A 16901-nucleotide genomic window follows, 5' to 3' on the forward strand; every position below is an offset into this window, starting at 1 on the left:
CCGCCATTTTCAATGCTCAAAGTTATGTTCTGACGCAACTTGAGGCACCGATGTGCTACACTTTTGGGGTTTTTGCAGCGCCGCAGGTGCGGTAGTTGTCCGTAGAAGCTGCGGACACGTGCGATCAGCACATGGCTGCTTACTAAATTTCTGCCGCGAGAGCGGCATCGGTCTTATGTCCCTGTCAACTCCAGTTACCCGACGTGCGCTCCGGCACACGCGCGCAATTGCCGTCCAAGCGTACGCACGCGATGACGGGCTGTGGGATCTTGACGCCCATATCACCGATATCAAAGTCATCGACACCATGCTGGCCTCCGGCCCGCGCGCTGCCGGCACTCCCCTGCATGACCTGCACCTGCGTTTGACCGTCGATCTGCAACTGAACATCGTCGATGCCGAAGCCGCATCCGATGCCGTTCCGTATCCCGGCCACTGCGACACCATCGCCCCCGATTACAAAAAACAGCTGGTCGGCCTGAACCTGATGAAGGGTTTCCGCCACGAGCTCAAGCAACGCCTGGCCGGTATTTCCGGCTGCACCCATTTGACCGAACTGGCGCAGATCCTGCCCACGGCCGCGGTGCAGGCGTTCGCCAACGATGTCTGGTCGACCAACGACGCGGCCACCGAGGACCAAGGCGTGCCGCGCCACAAGCCGTTTCAACTCGACAAATGCCATGCCCTGCGCACCGACGGCGCAGCAGTGGCACAGTTTTACCCGCGCTGGGTGGCCAAAGCAGCACCAGGTGGCGCGTAGCAATCTCTGCTTACTAGATTCACACATTTCGCAGTATCAACCGATTTTTACACATCAGCATCAGAAGGGAAGCCAGCATGAAAATCCATGAGTATCAAGGCAAAGAAATCCTCCGAAAATTCGGAGTGACGGTTCCGCGCGGTATTCCGTGCATGTCCGTTGAAGAAGCAGTCAAAGCTGCTGAAACCTTGGGCGGTCCGGTCTGGGTTGTGAAAGCACAAATCCACGCCGGTGGCCGTGGTAAAGGCGGCGGCGTTAAAGTTGCCAAATCGCTGGAACAAGTTAAAGAATTCTCCGAGCAGATCCTGGGCATGCAGCTGGTCACGCACCAGACCGGCCCTGAAGGCCAGAAAGTACGCCGCCTGCTGATCGAAGAAGGCGCGGACATCAAGAAAGAACTGTACGTTTCGCTGGTCACCGACCGCGTATCGCAGCGCGTTGTGCTGATGGCTTCCTCCGAAGGCGGCATGGACATCGAAGAAGTTGCCGAGTCCCACCCAGAACTGCTGCACTCGATCGCCATCGATCCGTCGATCGGCCTGACCGACGCTGAAGCCGCTGGCATCGCCGCCAAGATCGGTGTGCCGGAAGCTTCGATCGCCGACGCCGTCACCAACCTGCAAGGCCTGTACAAAGCCTACTGGGAAACCGACTCGTCGCTGGCCGAAATCAACCCGCTGATCCTGACCGGTTCGGGCAAGGTCATCGCTCTGGACGCCAAGTTCAACTTCGACGCCAACTCGCTGTTCCGTCAACCGGAAATCGTCGCTTACCGCGATCTGGACGAAGAAGATCCAGCTGAAGTCGAAGCATCGAAATTCGACCTGGCCTACATCTCCCTGGACGGCAACATCGGCTGCCTGGTGAACGGCGCCGGCCTGGCCATGGCTACCATGGACACCATCAAGCTGTTCGGCGGTGAGCCAGCCAACTTCCTGGACGTAGGCGGTGGCGCCACGGCTGAGAAAGTGACCGAAGCGTTCAAGATCATGCTGAAAAACCCAGGCCTGAAAGCCATCCTGGTCAACATCTTCGGCGGCATCATGCGCTGCGACGTGATCGCCGAAGGCGTGATCACCGCATCGAAAGCTGTTTCGCTGAAAGTGCCACTGGTCGTCCGCATGAAGGGCACCAACGAAGACCTGGGCAAGAAGATGCTGGCCGATTCCGGTCTGCCTATCATCGCTGCCGACACCATGGAAGATGCAGCGAAGAGCGTCGTAGCAGCCGCTGCCGGTCAAGCTTAATTAAGGAATCAACATGTCCATTCTGATCAATAAAGATACCAAAGTTGTTACTCAAGGGATCACCGGCAAGACCGGCCAGTTCCACACCCGCATGTGCCGCGACTACGCGAACGGCAAAGCTGCTTTCGTAGCAGGCGTGAACCCTAAGAAAGCCGGCGAAGACTTCGAAGGCATTCCTATTTTCGCTAACGTTACCGAAGCGAAAAAAGAAACCGGCGCCAACGTGTCGGTCATCTACGTACCGCCAGCAGGCGCGGCCGCCGCGATCTGGGAAGCTGTCGAAGCTGAAATGGATCTGGCTATTTGCATCACCGAAGGCATCCCTGTCCGCGACATGATGGCTTTGAAGGATCGCATGGCTAAAGCCGGTTCGAAAACCCTGCTGCTGGGCCCTAACTGCCCAGGCCTGATCACCCCTGACGAAATCAAGATCGGCATCATGCCAGGCCACATCCACCGCAAGGGTCGTATCGGCGTGGTTTCGCGTTCGGGCACCCTGACCTATGAAGCAGTCGGTCAGCTGACCGCACTGGGCCTGGGCCAATCGTCGGCAGTCGGCATCGGCGGCGACCCGATCAACGGTCTGAAGCACATCGACGTCATGAAGATGTTCAACGACGATCCTGATACCGACGCGGTCATCATGATCGGCGAAATCGGCGGTCCAGACGAAGCCAACGCGGCTTACTGGATCAAAGACAACATGAAAAAACCGGTCGTCGGCTTCATCGCCGGTGTTACCGCTCCTCCGGGCAAGCGCATGGGCCACGCCGGCGCGCTGATCTCCGGCGGCGCTGACACCGCACAAGCCAAACTGGAAATCATGGAAGCTTGCGGCATCACCGTCACCAAAAACCCGTCCGAAATGGCGCGTCTGCTGAAAGCCATGCTGTAATAACAGCTTGCTTTAATGTGGAATAATGAAGGGGAGCTCAGGCTCCCCTTTTTCATTGGAGAACAGATTGGCGAAGATCCTTATCTCGCGGGACGGACAATTAGAACAGCAAGTACAACTGAGCAAAGAGCGGATGACCATCGGCCGTCACCCGCGCAACGACATCGTGCTGACGCATCCGGCCGTCAGCGGCGACCACGCGGTCATCGTCACCATCCTTGACGACTCCTTTCTGGAAGATCTGCACAGCACCAACGGCACCTTCGTCAACGGCCACCGTATCGGCAAGCACTTCCTGCAGCACCAGGATGTGATCAAGATGGCCAAGTTCCAGGTCGAGTTTGTCGCCGACGGCGTACGGCCGATGATGGCGGCGGCGCCCGTGCTGGCGCAGATCGAAGTCTTAAACGGCAACAATGCCGGCAAACAAATGGCGCTGACCAAGCCGCAGACCACGCTCGGCCGCGCCGGCGTGCAGGTGGTGGTGATCCATCGCCACCCGGACGCCTACACCATCACCCACCAGGAGGGCGCGCAGGCGCCGCTGGTCAACGACATCCCCCTCGGCAAGCAGCCGCAGCGCTTGAACCATGGCGACGTGATCGACCTGGGCGGCACGCACATGGCCTTTCGCATCTCCTGACAATATTTGTCAGCTACGTGGCAAGCAGGCAAATTGCGACGCCACGACTGACAAAAAACGGCAGTCCGAGCAGCCTAAAGCGACAGTTTTTGGCAGATTTGGCGGTTTTGAGCAGCAAAACGGGGTGGCACATCAATTGCGAATAGCTGGGTGTCCCATCTAATTTTGTCGTTCAACACACCCCCAGGAGTCGAAAATGCAACCCATGAAAATGATGAAGAAACAAGCACAGGCCGGCTTCACTCTGATCGAACTGATGATCGTAGTCGCCATTATCGGTATCCTGGCCGCCGTGGCGATCCCGGCGTACAGCGATTACACGGTGAAAGCCAAGATGGCGAATGCCCAGGGCGCGATCGATTCGATCAAGACTGCGGTGGCACTGTGCGCTCAGGAAAGTGGAGGCGATCTGACCGGTTGCAACGCCGGCGCCAAAGGCGTACCGACCTTCACCGTGACCAAGGAAGTGTCCGCCGCCACCGTTACCGACGGCGTGATCGTTGAAACCTTCGCCACCGGCGTCGGCAAAAACATCGATGGCAAAACCGCAACCTTTACCCCGACCATCGCCGCCGGTGCAGCTAACGTAACCTGGAACGTGACCACCACCGTCACCAACACCGCAGCGTCGCAAGCGCTGACCAAGAACAACATCGTCCCATAACGCTCCTGGGTTAGACGAAAAAAAACCCGCCAGTCTGAGCGCGATCAAGATCGCGTTCAGACTGGCGGGTTTTTTCGTTTCCGACGATTTTTTGACGCTCGACGATCAGTGCCCGGCAGGCCGGGCGACTTGGGCGGCACGCATGGGGCCCCTCAGAATCGCCTGACAATATTTGTCAGCGTCCTAGCCGGTTGACAAATTGCGTCGCTGCGATTGACAAAAAACGGCAGCCCTGGTGGCGAAAAGCGACAGTTTTTGGCAGATTTTGCGGGTTTTCACCCCGGAAATTGGGTGGCACACCAATTGCTCATAGCTAAGTGTCCTACCAAATTTTGATGTTCAACACACCCCCAGGAGTCGAAAATGAAATCCGTGAAAATGATGAAGAAACAAGCACAAGCCGGCTTCACCCTGATCGAACTGATGATCGTGGTTGCCATTATCGGTATTCTGGCCGCCGTGGCGATCCCGGCGTACAGCGACTACACGGTGAAAGCCAAGATGGCGAATGCCCAGGGCGCGATCGATTCGATCAAGACTGCGGTGGCACTGTGCGCCCAGGAAGGTGGAGGGGATCTGACCGGTTGCAACGCCGGCGCCAAAGGTGTACCGACCTTCACCCCGACCAAAGAAGTTTCCGGCGCCACCGTTACCGACGGCGTGATTGTTGAAACCTTCGCTGCCGGCGTCGGCAAGGACATCGACGGCAAAACCGCGACCTTCACCCCGACCATCGCCGCTGGTGCAGCGAACGTAACCTGGAACGTGACCACCACCGTCACCAACACCGCAGCGTCGCAAGCACTGACCAAAAACAACGTCGCCCCTTAATGTTCTTGGGCTAAAAAAAACCGGCTTCGGCCGGTTTTTTTTCGTCTCAGACGATCTTCTGCCGATCGGCGATCAGCGCCTCGTAGGTCAGGTTTTGCAGCATGGTGTAGTGGACCGGATCCAGGTCGATGAACTGCACGCCGTAGGTGAACACCTCGGCCTTGTCGCTGGTGGCCGGCTTGACCACGTTGATGTTGCGGATGGTGGCATTCGGATTGATGCGCACCTGGCGGTTGCCGGGCTGGGCGATCAGGTAGAAGGACAGGCCGACCTGAGCCTCGTCCTCGGACAGTTTTTTTGCCGACTCGATCAGCGCGCCGGAAACGCTCAGGTTCACCAGGAATACCGAGGTGGTACCGGCCGGCGAGGTCACCTGGGCCGGGATATCGACCTTGACCCGCATCGCCGCGCGCAGGCTGGTGCCCTGGATCGACACCGGGAACGACAGATGGACATAGAACAGCGGCCGTGGGAACACGCGTTGCACGACGCAAGAGAATGAGCAGACGTTGACGCCGGAGAAGACGCGGATGGTCAGCTTGTCGCCGTCATTGAGGGCGATCGGTGCGCCATTCTCGAACGGAACCTTGACGATCATATACTCGTCTTTGACCCAGCCGATCAGCGTGGAGAAGTGCTGGATAGGCTTGATGGTGCGATGAGTAATGAACTGAATCCTGCCGCCCACCTGCAGGTTCATCTGTTCGAATTCGTATTCCTGAGTCTTGGCTTCGCTCGGTGGAGGAGGGTTGCTGCTCATTCAAATTCTTTCTCGTATGCGCGAGGCGGGTACGGTGAGGCCTACGTCAAAAATTACTTCAGCAACATTTATTATATACGCGCCATGCAAAGGTAACAATCAGACAATAGGTTGAGATGCCAAATGGTCGCAGACTAGCCAACAGGAGGGGGCGCAACGCCGAAAACCGTTGCATTTCGGCGCTCATCAGGGAGATGGAGGAGGGAAGACGAGTTAGCTCGTGACGCTCCAGTCGCCCGACTTGCCGCCATGCTTCTCCATCACGCGGATATCGGTCATCACCATGCCCCGGTCCACCGCCTTGCACATGTCGTACACGGTCAGCAGCCCGACTTGCACGGCGGTCAGCGCCTCCATTTCCACCCCGGTCTTGCCGTAGGTTTCAACCTGCGCCTTGCAGTGCACGCTCGACGCGGCGACATCGGTCTCGAAATCCACCGTCACGCGGGTCAAGGCCAGCGGGTGGCACAGCGGCACCAGGTCGCTGGTGCGCTTGGACGCCATGATGGCGGCGATCCGCGCGATGCCCAGCACGTCGCCTTTCTTGGCCGTGCCGCCGGTGATGATGGCCAGCGTCTCCGGTTTCATGCGGATGGTGCCGCTGGCCAGCGCGATGCGGTGCGTCTCCGTCTTGGCGCCGACGTCGACCATGTGCGCCTGGCCGGAGCTGTCGAAGTGGGTCAGGTGGTCGGCGGGCGCGGAGTTTTCGATGGTCATGGTAGGCTGAAAAACGTAACAAAATAATTCGTCGGCGGACGCCGTGCGTGAGCGCCCAAGTTGCGGGTATCATATCATCGTGAATACAAAACGTTCCCCCCGCTCCCTGCGTATGCGCGCAGTCGCCGCCGCGCTGCTGGTCGCCATGCCGCTGGCCATGGCCCAGGATGTGCTGGCGCCCGCCAAAATCCCCAACCTGCCCGCGCTCGGCGATACCGAACGCCAGGACTTGTCGCCGCTGATGGAGCGCAAGCTGGGCGAGGAAATTATGCGCGATATCCGCCGCGACCACGATTTCCTCGACGACGGCCCCATCCTCGAATACCTGAACAACTTCGGCAACTCGCTGGTCGCAGCCCGTCCCGGCGCGCGCGGCGAGGCCAATTTCGATTACTACTTCTTCGCCGTGCGCGATCCGCAACTGAACGCCTTCGCGCTGCCCGGCGGTTTCATCGCCGTCCACTCGGCGCTGCTGCTGGCGGCCCAGTCCGAATCGGAACTGGCGTCGGTGCTGGGCCACGAGATCGGCCACGTGGTGCAGCGCCACATCGCCCGCTCCATCGGCCAGCAGAAGCAGGATGCGCTGATCCCGCTGGCGGCGATGATCCTGGCGGCGCTGGCCTCCAAGGCCGGCGGCGACGCGGCGCTCGGCGTGTTCTCTGCCGGGCAGGGCCTGGCGATCCAGCGTCAACTCAATTTCGGCCGCGACGCCGAGCGAGAAGCCGACCGCATCGGCTTCCAGATCATGGGCGCGGCCGGTTACGATACCTCGGGCATGGTGGCCTTCTTCCAGCGCATGCAGGTGGCGACCCGCAACTACAGCGACCTGGTGCCGGCCTATCTGCAAAGCCACCCGTTGACCACCGAGCGCATCGCCGACATCCAGGCGCGCATCCGCGAGCAGCCATACAAGCAGCGCCAGGACAGCCTGGACTTCTACCTGGTGCGTTCGCGCGCCCGCGTGCTGCAGGATTCCAGCAGCAACGGCCTGGCCGAGGCCAAGACTTTCTTTGAAGGCCAGATGAAGCAGGAGAACCGTCAGCAGGTCACGGCCGGCCAGTACGGCATGGCCTTCCTGTCGCTGAAAAAAGGCGAGACCGCGAACGCCCAGGCCTGGCTCGACAAGGCGCGCGCGACCTTCGACAAGCCGCCCGCCGCCGGCACCTTCAGCGCGGCCCCGCGGCCGGCGCCGGATTCGATCTTCGTCAGCACGTCGATAGAGATCAAGCTGGCGCAGCCGGACGACAAGGCCATGATCGAAAAAGGTCTGGCCGAGGCGGAAGCGGCGCACCTGCAATTCCCGCTGTCGCGCGGCATCGCCCACCAATATGGCGAAGCCTTGATCGCGGCGGGCAAGCTGGAGCAGGCGGCCACCTATCTGCGCGACCAGGTGCAGCTGTACCGCGAAGACCCGGACGCCTACGACTTGCTGGCGCAAGCCTATTCCAAGCAGGGCAAGCTGGCCTTGCAGCATATCGCGCTGGCCGAATCGTATGTATTGCAGGGCGGTGTGCTGTCCGCGCTGGACCAGCTGAGCTATGCGCGCAAGGCGCCCGACGCCTCGTTCTACGACCAGGCCGTGATCGACGCCCGCGAGCGCGAGTTGCAGGCGCGCCGCCGCGAGGAGCTGGGCGAGAAGGGCAAAAAGGATTTACGCGAGGCGGAATCGCGCCCGGCGTTCAAGGCGGAGATGCGCCACGATGCGGAAAGCACGACGCCGGCCAACCGCTTCGACCGCATGCGCCAGGATGCCGACAGCCTGACTAAGGGGCGGCAGGTACGCTGACGTAGCCGTAGCGCGCCGGCAGTTCGGCCGCCGCCACGCGCTGCACGGCCACGCCGTCCAGCGTCAGCGCGCCGGCAGCGGCGCCATCCATCCACGCCAGCAAGGCGTCGTCGTCCACGGCGGCGCCGTCCATTTGCAGGCGATGCAGCACCTGCGTGAAATCGCGGTCGTCCAGCTGCGCCACCGCGTCGCCGCTGCGCAAGACCAGCGCGCCCGTCTCCGTCAGCACCACTTCCTCGACCGGCCCCAGCGCCGCGCCCGTATGCAGCAGCCAGCCCTGCGCCGGATCGGTGCGGACGATGTAGGGCGTGGCCTCCAGCTGCACGTACACGCGCTGCGGACCGTTCTGGAAATACCAGCAGCCGCGCTCGTCGGCCGCGTAGTTGCGGACGATGAAGGCCATCAGCGCCGCATGACGCAATTTGTCGCCCGGCAGGTTCAGGTGCTGGGCGCGCTCGTCGCGCATGCGCCAGTTGCCGCGCGCATCCAGGCCCAGCCAGCCGTAGCAGTAGGGCACGTTCGGCCATTTGGCCAGGGCTTGCTTGACGATGTCATCCATGTTGTTCTGCCAGTGCGTCGTTGGTGGCGGTCGCGCCCGTCATGAAGTTGAGCAGGCGCTGCGGCAGCCAGTGCAGCTTGCCCGGCAGGCCGCCGACCGCGAAGCCCACATGGCCGCCCTCGGCAGGATAGTCCAATACCACGTTGGCCGCCGCACGCTGCGGCAGATGGCGGCCCGGCAGGAAGGGATCGTTCTTCGCGTTCAGCACCAGCGTCGGCACGGTGATGTCGTTCAGCACGTGCTTGGCGCTGGCGCGGTCCCAGTAATCGTCGGTGTTGCGGTAGCCGTGCAGCGGCGCCGTCACCACGTTGTCGAAGGCGTACAGGTCGCGCGCGGCGTGCAGCGCGTCGAGGTCGAACAGGCCGGGGAATTGCTGGAGCTTGGCCACGCACTTGGGCTTGAGCGTTTGCAGGAACATGCGCGTGTAGAGCATGTTGAAGCCGCTCGACAGCGAGACGCCGCCCTGCGCCAGGTCCAGCGGCGCCGACACCGAACAGGCGGCGTCGACGAAGTCGGCCTGGTGCTGCGACTCGCCCAGCCAGCGCAGCAGCGCGTTGCCGCCCAGCGAGACGCCGGTGGCGTAGAACTTGCCGCTGCTACGTGCATGCAGGCGGCGTACGATCCAGTCGATCTCGGCGGCATCGCCGGAATGGTAGAAGCGCGGCGCACGGTTGGGCTCGCCGGAGCAGCCGCGGAAATGCGGCACCGCGCCCGACCAGCCGCGTGCCGCCACGGCCGCCATCAGCGCCCGCGCGTAGTGGCTGTCGGACGAGCCTTCCAGCCCGTGGAACAGCACCACGAAAGGCTGGCCCGGCTGGCCGTCGACGAAATCGACATCGACGAAATCGCCGTCCGGCGCCTCCCAGCGCTCGCGCCGGAACTGCACCGCCGGCCTGGCGATGCACAGGGCGGGGTAGATGGTTTGCAGGTGGCCGCTGGGCAGCCAGAAGGGAGCGTTGTACTTCACGGCGGATGCAATCGGGCGGCGGTCAGTGCAGGATCTGGCTGTGGCTGTCCGCCGGCGCCGCGCCCGGCGCCACCGATGCGTGGTGCAGCACGATGCGCCAGCCGCGCGGCGTCTTGACGTAGACGTTGGTGGCGACCAGGTGCGCGGCCTCGCCGCCGGCGGTCGTGCCCTCGACCACGGTGTGCACCGAGCTCATCAGATTGTGGGTTTCATGCAACTGCGTCGGCACGATGTGCAGGCCGCCGTGTTCCAGGATCGCCGCCCACGAGGTGCGGATCGCCGCGTGGCCGATCAGGCGCGGCCCGCCCGGATGCACGCAGACGATCTCGTCGTCGTCGGCCCACAGGGACATCAGGGTGTCCAGGTCGGCGCGGTTGAGCGCGTCGTAAAAAGCCGCTTCGGTTTCTGCGGCGCTGCCGTTCAACTGCTTGACTCGCTTGGTGGGCATGCTGGCTCCGGGGCGTGCTGGCTGGCGGGGATTAGTGGTGGCCGACGACGGTGCCCGGTTTCAGGCGGTAGGCGGTGCCGCAGTATGGGCACTTGGCGATGCCGTCGTGGTTGAATTCCAGGAACACGCGCGGGTGCGACGACCACAGCGGCATGGCCGGGTTGGGGCAGTGGGCCGGCAGATCCTTGCCTTCGAGCTCGACTGCATTGGTGGCGGCGGACGTGTGGGCGTTGGTCATATTCTTATGCTCCGAAAGGCTGGGGAAAACCACGATTTTAACGGATTCGCGCATTGAGCAAAAATCATCGGTAAAATAGCGCCTCTACAACCCCGGTGCGGCCCGCTATGTGGCGGGAATGACACACGACTACGCACATGACCGATTTGAGCAGCACACCTCCCCAGCCCTACGTCGCCGAGCACCACGAACCCTCGTGGCGCGAAGGCTTGAAGACCGGCACTCCCACCCTGTTCGGCATCGGCGCCTGGGGCCTGGTGGTCGGCATCGCCATGGTCAAGAGCGGCCTGACGGTGCCGCAGGCGCTGGGCATGACGCTGCTGGTGTTCGCCGGATCGGCCCAGCTGGCCGCGCTGCCGCTGATCGCCTCGCATTCGCCGATCTGGGTCATCTTCGCCACCGCCTTCGTGGTCAACCTGCGTTTCGTGATCTTTTCGGCACTGCTGGCGCCGCACTTCGCCCACCTGCCGTGGCGCAAGCGTTTCGTGCTCGGCTACGTGGCCGGCGACATGACGGTCGCCCTGTTCCTGCAAAAATATCCGAGCGAGGCGCCGCAGGTGGGCAAGCTGTCCTATCTGAAGGGCTTGCTGTACCCGAACTGGGCCGCCTGGCAGATCGGCTCGATCGCCGGCATCTTCCTCGGCAGCGCCGTGCCCACCGAATGGGGGCTGGGCTTTGCCGGCACCCTGGCCATCATCTGCGTGATGATCCCGCTGATGGTGGGCCGTCCCGCGCTGTGCGGCGTGCTGGTGGCCGGCGTGGTGTCGGTGCTGGCGGCCGGCCTGCCGTACAAGCTGGGCCTGCTGCTGGCCGTGCTGGTCGGCATGCTGACCTCGATGGCGGTCGAAGAGGGCGTCGAAAAATGGAGAAAACACCATGGCTGATTGGGAAATCTGGGCCGTGATCGGCGTGCTGGCGCTGGCCACCGCCGCCACGCGCAGCTCGTTCTGGCTGATCGGCCAGCACATCACCATCCCCAAGCGGGTGCAGGAAATGCTGCGCTACGCGCCGGCCTGCGCACTGGCCGCCATCGTCGCGCCGGACCTGGTGCTGGTCGACAGCCACCCGCTGCTCGATTTGAGCAATCTCAAACTGGTATCAGGCATCGTCGCGACGATTTTTTACTTGCTGCGCCGAAATATGTTGCAGACGATTGTGTTCGGCATGGGCTTTTACACGGTTTTGCGACTGATGCATGTATTTTAATAACAGATAAATCACCCCGTCCTTGCGGTAAAATAGCGCTCTTTCCTCAACTCGACCTTTGGGTAGCCATGTCCGCTGTTTTGAACTTCATCCGTCTGCAAGATCTCATCGCCCAGAATGCGCTGCAAGGCAAGCGCGTTTTCATCCGCGCCGACTTGAACGTGCCGCAGGATGATAGCGGCAATATCACCGAAGATACGCGCATCCGCGCTTCCGTTCCAGCCATTAAGGCTGCCGCGGCCGCCGGCGCCAAGGTCATGGTCACGTCCCACCTGGGCCGCCCGACCGAAGGCGAGTTCAAGCCGGAAGACAGCCTGGCGCCGGTCGCCGCGCGCCTGGCCGAGCTGCTGGGCCAGCCGGTCGAACTGAAACAGAACTGGGTAGACGGCGCCGGCCTGGAAAACCTGCAAGCCGGCCAAGTGGTATTGCTGGAAAACGTACGCGTCAACAAGGGCGAGAAGAAGAACAGCGACGAACTGGCGCAGAAAATGGCCGCTTTGTGCGACATCTACGTCAACGACGCTTTCGGCACCGCGCACCGCGCCGAAGCCTCGACGCACGGCATCGCCAAGTTCGCGCCGATCGCCTCCGCCGGCCCGCTGCTGGCCGCCGAGCTGGACGCGCTGGGCAAGGCGCTGGGCGCCCCGGCCCGTCCGCTGCTGGCCATCGTCGCCGGTTCCAAGGTGTCGTCCAAGCTGTCCATCCTGAAGGCGCTGGCCGACAAGGTCGACAACCTGATCGTCGGCGGCGGCATCGCCAACACCTTCATGAAGGCCGTCGGCCTGAACATCGGCAAGTCGCTGGTGGAAAACGAGCTGGTTGAAGAAGCCAAGGCCATCATCGAGATCATGGCCAAGCGCGGCGCCCAAGTGCCTATCCCGGTCGACGTCGTCTGCGCCAAGGAATTCTCGCCGACCGCCGCCGCCACCATCAAGGATGTGGCTGACGTGGCCGACGATGACATGATCCTGGACATCGGCCCGAAAACCGCCGCCATCCTGGCCGCGCAAATCGGCGCCGCCGGCACCATCGTCTGGAACGGCCCGGTTGGCGTGTTCGAGTTCGACCAGTTCGGCGAAGGCACCAAGACGCTGGCGCTGGCCATCGCCGGCTCCAAGGCGTTCTCGATCGCCGGCGGCGGCGACACGCTGGCGGCCATCGCCAAGTACAACATCACCGAGCAGATCGGCTACATCTCGACCGGCGGCGGCGCCTTCCTGGAGTTCCTGGAAGGTAAGACCCTGCCTGCGGTGGAGATTTTGACGCAGCGTGCTGCGGCGCAGTAAATACCCGGTATAAAAGCACGGTCGTGCGGTGTAGCAAATTAACAGTAAAATCAAGTTAATGCCTGGGAATGGCTAGAATTTTGTAGCTTTGCTACAAAATTCCGGCCTTGCCACCCCAAACAGCGCAGCTCTTCCGCGTCCCCGCCGCATCTGCGGGGACTGTTCGCATGACCCAACGCTCAAGGAATCCTATGTCCCGTGGTACCAAAATTGTTGCAACGATCGGCCCAGCCTCCACTGACTTCAACGTCCTGGTCAAAATGATACGTGCGGGCGTCGATGTCGTGCGCCTGAATTTCTCGCACGGCAAGGCGCAGGATCACATCGACCGCGCCCGCCTGGTGCGCGAAGCGGCAGCCGAATGCGGCCGCGAAGTGGCGATTATGGCCGACATGCAGGGTCCTAAAATCCGCGTCGGCAAGTTTGAAAATGGTAAGATTGACCTTGCGAACGGCGATAAATTCATCCTGGACGCAAAATGGGGCGAAAACGGCGAACTGGGCAACCAGGAACGCGTCGGCCTGGACTACAAGGCGCTGCCGCAGGATTTGCGCGCCGACGACAAGCTGCTGTTGAACGACGGCTTGATCGTGCTGGTGGTCGACAAGATCGTCGGCCATGAGATTTACACCACCGTGAAAATCGGCGGCGAACTGTCCAACAACAAGGGCATCAATCGCCAGGGCGGCGGCTTGACCGCGCCGGCGCTGACCGCCAAGGACATGGAAGACATCAAGACGGCAATGAGTTTCCAGTGCGATTACCTGGCGATCTCGTTCCCGAAAAGCGCGACCGATATGGAAATGGCGCGCCAGCTGGCCAATATCGCCGGCGAGCCGTTCGGCCACAAGCCGCTGATGATCGCCAAGATCGAGCGCGCCGAAGCGATCCCTGTGCTGCAGGAGATCCTCGACGCTTCCGACGGCATCATGGTGGCGCGCGGCGATCTGGCGGTGGAAGTAGGCAACGCGGCGGTGCCGGCGCTGCAGAAGCGCATGATCCGCATGGCGCGCGAGTCGAACAAGCTGGCGATCACCGCGACCCAGATGATGGAGTCGATGATCTTCAACGCCGTGCCGACCCGCGCCGAAGTATCGGACGTGGCCAACGCGGTGCTGGACGGCACGGATGCGGTGATGACCTCGGCGGAAACCGCGTCGGGCCGTTATCCGATTGAAACGGTAGAAATGATGGCCGCCATTTGCGTGGAAGCCGAGCAGTCCGAGTACAACAAGCTCGACGCCGACTTCCTCAATGCGACCTTCACCCGGATCGACCAGTCGATCGCCTATGGCGCGCTGTTCACCGCGCACCATCTGGCGGTGAAGGCGATCGTGGCGCTGACCGAGTCCGGCTCGACCGCGCTGTGGATGAGCCGTCACAACATCGACACGCCGATCTTCGCGCTGACGCCCAGCGTGACGACCCAGCGCAAGGTGGCGCTGTACCGCAACGTGAAGGCCTACAATCTGCTGCAAAAAGCCGGCAGCGCGGAAGTGCTGAAGCAGGCGGAAGATTTGCTGGTCGAGTACGGCATCGTCAAGAAGGGTGACATGATCGTCGTCACCTGGGGCGAGCCGATGGGCCAGGTCGGCGGCACCAATGCGCTGAAGATCGTCAAGGTTGGAGAATTTACTAAATAAGTCCGGTCGTGTTGTGCGAAAGCGGTAATTCGGGCATTGCCCGAATTACCCCCATGCTGCGCCTCTTTGGCAGCCGACGTATGGAGGGAATCCATGCGGTGCATGGATTCCCGCCTGCGCGGGAATGACGAGCGACCGGTGACAGGTTTTTTTATTGTTTGGAGTATTACCATGTCCCTCGTATCCATGCGTCAATTGCTGGACCACGCCGCTGAAAACGGCTATGGCATCCCTGCGTTCAACGTCAACAATCTGGAGCAGGTGCAGGCCATCATGGCCGCCGCCGATGCCCTGAACAGCCCGGTCATCATGCAAGCCTCGGCCGGCGCCCGCAAATATGCCGGCGAAGCCTTTCTGCGCCACCTGATCGACGCCGCCGTCGAAGCCTATCCGCACATCCCGGTCGTCATGCACCAGGACCACGGCCAGTCGCCGGCCGTGTGCCAGGCCGCGATCCGCTCCGGCTTCACCTCGGTGATGATGGACGGCTCGCTGGAAGCGGACGGCAAGTCGGTCGCTTCGTACGAGTACAACGTCGAAGTATCGAAAGAAGTGGTCAAGTTCTCGCACGCCATCGGCGTGACGGTGGAAGCCGAACTGGGCGTGCTCGGTTCGCTGGAAACCATGAAGGGCGACAAGGAAGACGGCCACGGCGCCGACGGCACCATGACCCGCGAACAGCTGCTGACCGACGTGGCCCAGGCCGCCGACTTCGTGCAGCGCACCCAGTGCGACGCGCTGGCGATCGCCATCGGCACCTCGCACGGCGCCTACAAGTTCACCCGCAAGCCGACCGGCGACATCCTGGCCATCGACCGCATCAAGGAAATCCACGCCCGCATCCCTAACACCCACCTGGTGATGCACGGTTCGTCGTCGGTGCCGCAGGAACTGCTGGCCATCATCCGCGAATTCGGCGGCGACATGAAGGAAACCTACGGCGTGCCAGTCGAAGAAATCCAGGAAGGCATCCGTCACGGCGTTCGCAAGATCAACATCGACACCGACATCCGTCTGGCGATGACCGCGGCCACCCGCAAGTTCCTGTTCGAGAACCCGTCGAAATTCGACCCGCGCGACTTCCTGAAGCCAGCCCGCGCCGCCGCCGAGCTGATCGTGCGCGCCCGCTTCCAGTCGTTCGGCTGCGAAGGCCAGGCGTCGAAAATCAAAGTCATCCCGCTGGAAAAAATGGCCGAGCGTTACAAGGCCGGCGAGCTGTCCCAGATTGTGAAGTAAAATTCTGTTTTGGAACGGATCGATTCTCTCGGGAATCGGTCCAACTCTCTTGACCGGCTAGCAAGGTTTTCCCTGCGCCGGTTTTCGCTTTTCTATACCGCTAGTCTATCCACCTCCCGCTATGAACAGCCTTTACCAGACCTCCATCAAGTCCCTGCCACTCCTCGGCCACGGCAAAGTCCGCGACAACTACGCTGTCGGCGACGACAAGATTTTGATCGTCACCACCGACCGCCTGTCGGCCTTCGACGTCGTCATGAACGAGCCTATCCCTGGCAAGGGCATGGTCCTGAACCAGATGAGCGATTTCTGGTTCGAAAAACTCGGCCACATCGTGCCTAACCACCTGACCGGCGTGGCGCCGGAATCCGTGGTCGCCGCCGACGAAGTGGAGCAGGTCAAGGGCCGCGCCGTGGTCGCCAAGCGCCTGAAGCCGATCATGGTCGAGGCGGTGGTGCGCGGTTACATCATCGGTTCGGGCTGGAAGGATTACCAGGACACCGGCAGCATCTGCGGCATCAAGCTGCCGGCCGGCCTGCAACAGGCTGAGAAGCTGCCTGAGCCGCTGTTCACCCCGGCCGCCAAGGCCGACCTGGGCGAGCACGACGAGAACATCAGCTTCGCCGACATGGAAAGCCGCATCGGCGCCGAACTGGCCGCCAAGATGCGCGATGTCAGCATCGCCCTGTACAAGGCCGCCGCCGACTACGCCGCCACGCGCGGCATCATCATCGCCGACACCAAGTTCGAATTCGGCCTGGACGAAAACGGCGTCATGCACCTGATGGACGAAGTGCTGACCGCCGACTCGTCGCGCTTCTGGCCTGCCGACTCGTACAAGCCTGGCATGTCGCCACCGTCGTTCGACAAGCAGTTCGTGCGCGACTACCTGGAAACCCTGACCTGGGGCAAAACCGCACCGGCGCCGGCGCTGCCTGCCGACGTCATCGACAAGACCCAGGCCAAGTACTTCGAAGCCATCGAGCGCCTGACCGGCCAGAAGCTGAAGGCCTGA

The 16901-nt window shown here is 62.0% G+C and carries 19 protein-coding genes; 13 read left to right on the top strand and 6 right to left on the bottom strand.

The features are described 5' to 3' along the window. Positions 1 to 175 precede the first annotated feature (175 nt). From GEV01_RS26645 to GEV01_RS26670, 6 genes are all read left to right on the top strand, one after another. Complete coding sequence (locus tag GEV01_RS26645; protein ID WP_152808783.1) at positions 176 to 760, top strand: DUF2889 domain-containing protein; 585 nt, start codon at positions 176 to 178, stop codon at positions 758 to 760. Between the two features lie 77 nt (positions 761 to 837). Beyond that, positions 838 to 2007 (top strand): ADP-forming succinate--CoA ligase subunit beta, encoded by a 1170-nt coding sequence (gene sucC, locus GEV01_RS26650; protein WP_152808785.1) that lies wholly within the window; start codon positions 838 to 840, stop codon positions 2005 to 2007. 13 nt (positions 2008 to 2020) lie between these two features. Further along, complete coding sequence (gene sucD, locus GEV01_RS26655) at positions 2021 to 2902, top strand: succinate--CoA ligase subunit alpha (protein WP_152808787.1); 882 nt, start codon at positions 2021 to 2023, stop codon at positions 2900 to 2902. Between the two features lie 25 nt (positions 2903 to 2927). Then, positions 2928 to 3545: an FHA domain-containing protein gene (locus GEV01_RS26660; protein ID WP_268878377.1), complete on the top strand. Its 618-nt coding sequence runs from the start codon at positions 2928 to 2930 to the stop codon at positions 3543 to 3545. Between the two features lie 196 nt (positions 3546 to 3741). Further along, entirely contained in the window at positions 3742 to 4209 is a 468-nt protein-coding gene (locus GEV01_RS26665; protein WP_328595631.1) for a pilin, read from the top strand. A gap of 363 nt (positions 4210 to 4572) precedes the next feature. After that, on the top strand, positions 4573 to 5040 hold the full coding sequence (locus GEV01_RS26670; RefSeq protein WP_152808791.1) for a pilin: 468 nt from the start codon (positions 4573 to 4575) through the stop codon (positions 5038 to 5040). Between the two features lie 46 nt (positions 5041 to 5086). Here the strand turns inward: GEV01_RS26670 and GEV01_RS26675 are convergent, their stop codons facing one another. Continuing rightward, the gene (locus tag GEV01_RS26675; protein ID WP_008452526.1) at positions 5087 to 5800 is read right to left on the bottom strand and encodes a flagellar brake protein; all 714 of its coding nucleotides are present in this window, start codon (positions 5798 to 5800) and stop codon (positions 5087 to 5089) included. 213 nt (positions 5801 to 6013) lie between these two features. Beyond that, a complete protein-coding gene (gene moaC / locus GEV01_RS26680) occupies positions 6014 to 6517 on the bottom strand; it encodes a cyclic pyranopterin monophosphate synthase MoaC (RefSeq protein ID WP_152808793.1) in 504 nt (167 codons plus the stop codon). A gap of 112 nt (positions 6518 to 6629) precedes the next feature. Between moaC and GEV01_RS26685 the strand changes: the two genes are divergently transcribed. Then, positions 6630 to 8303, top strand: coding sequence for a M48 family metallopeptidase (locus tag GEV01_RS26685; protein WP_152808794.1), 1674 nt, complete (start codon positions 6630 to 6632; stop codon positions 8301 to 8303). Here GEV01_RS26685 and GEV01_RS26690 read toward each other — a convergent pair. The 4 genes from GEV01_RS26690 to GEV01_RS26705 are packed head-to-tail and all read right to left on the bottom strand — an operon-like array spanning position 8281 to position 10515. Further along, positions 8281 to 8862 carry a DUF2946 family protein gene (locus tag GEV01_RS26690; RefSeq protein ID WP_152808796.1) on the bottom strand — a complete coding sequence of 194 codons (582 nt, stop codon included), beginning with the start codon at positions 8860 to 8862 and terminating at the stop codon, positions 8281 to 8283. The two genes, GEV01_RS26685 and GEV01_RS26690, sit on opposite strands and share 23 nt — an antisense overlap. Next, positions 8855 to 9829: a YheT family hydrolase gene (locus GEV01_RS26695; RefSeq protein ID WP_328595632.1), complete on the bottom strand. Its 975-nt coding sequence runs from the start codon at positions 9827 to 9829 to the stop codon at positions 8855 to 8857. Before GEV01_RS26695 ends, GEV01_RS26690 begins: the two co-directional genes overlap by 8 nt. 22 nt (positions 9830 to 9851) lie before the next feature. Continuing rightward, positions 9852 to 10277 (bottom strand): YybH family protein, encoded by a 426-nt coding sequence (locus tag GEV01_RS26700; protein ID WP_152808798.1) that lies wholly within the window; start codon positions 10275 to 10277, stop codon positions 9852 to 9854. Positions 10278 to 10308: 31 nt separating this feature from the next. After that, on the bottom strand, positions 10309 to 10515 hold the full coding sequence (locus tag GEV01_RS26705) for a zinc-finger domain-containing protein (protein WP_117014229.1): 207 nt from the start codon (positions 10513 to 10515) through the stop codon (positions 10309 to 10311). A 137-nt stretch (positions 10516 to 10652) separates the two neighbouring features. On the opposite strand from GEV01_RS26705, the gene GEV01_RS26710 reads away from it, so the two are divergent. The 6 genes from GEV01_RS26710 to GEV01_RS26735 all read left to right on the top strand — a co-directional run bounded on the left by GEV01_RS26710 (position 10653) and on the right by GEV01_RS26735 (position 16901). Further along, the gene (locus tag GEV01_RS26710; protein WP_070271088.1) at positions 10653 to 11399 is read left to right on the top strand and encodes an AzlC family ABC transporter permease; all 747 of its coding nucleotides are present in this window, start codon (positions 10653 to 10655) and stop codon (positions 11397 to 11399) included. Then, a complete protein-coding gene (locus GEV01_RS26715; RefSeq protein WP_008452508.1) occupies positions 11392 to 11721 on the top strand; it encodes an AzlD domain-containing protein in 330 nt (109 codons plus the stop codon). The genes GEV01_RS26710 and GEV01_RS26715 overlap by 8 nt, the downstream gene beginning before the upstream one ends. Before the next feature lie 68 nt (positions 11722 to 11789). After that, entirely contained in the window at positions 11790 to 13007 is a 1218-nt protein-coding gene (locus GEV01_RS26720; RefSeq protein ID WP_152808800.1) for a phosphoglycerate kinase, read from the top strand. Positions 13008 to 13198: 191 nt separating this feature from the next. Continuing rightward, positions 13199 to 14650, top strand: a complete 1452-nt coding sequence (pyk, locus tag GEV01_RS26725) for a pyruvate kinase (protein WP_008452504.1) — start codon at positions 13199 to 13201, stop codon at positions 14648 to 14650. A gap of 171 nt (positions 14651 to 14821) precedes the next feature. After that, on the top strand, positions 14822 to 15886 hold the full coding sequence (gene fba, locus GEV01_RS26730) for a class II fructose-bisphosphate aldolase (RefSeq protein ID WP_152808802.1): 1065 nt from the start codon (positions 14822 to 14824) through the stop codon (positions 15884 to 15886). Between the two features lie 121 nt (positions 15887 to 16007). Further along, the gene (locus GEV01_RS26735) at positions 16008 to 16901 is read left to right on the top strand and encodes a phosphoribosylaminoimidazolesuccinocarboxamide synthase (protein ID WP_152808804.1); all 894 of its coding nucleotides are present in this window, start codon (positions 16008 to 16010) and stop codon (positions 16899 to 16901) included.

The organism is Rugamonas rivuli (genome assembly GCF_009380165.1).
In the GTDB taxonomy this organism is placed as follows: domain Bacteria; phylum Pseudomonadota; class Gammaproteobacteria; order Burkholderiales; family Burkholderiaceae_D; genus Rugamonas; species Rugamonas rivuli.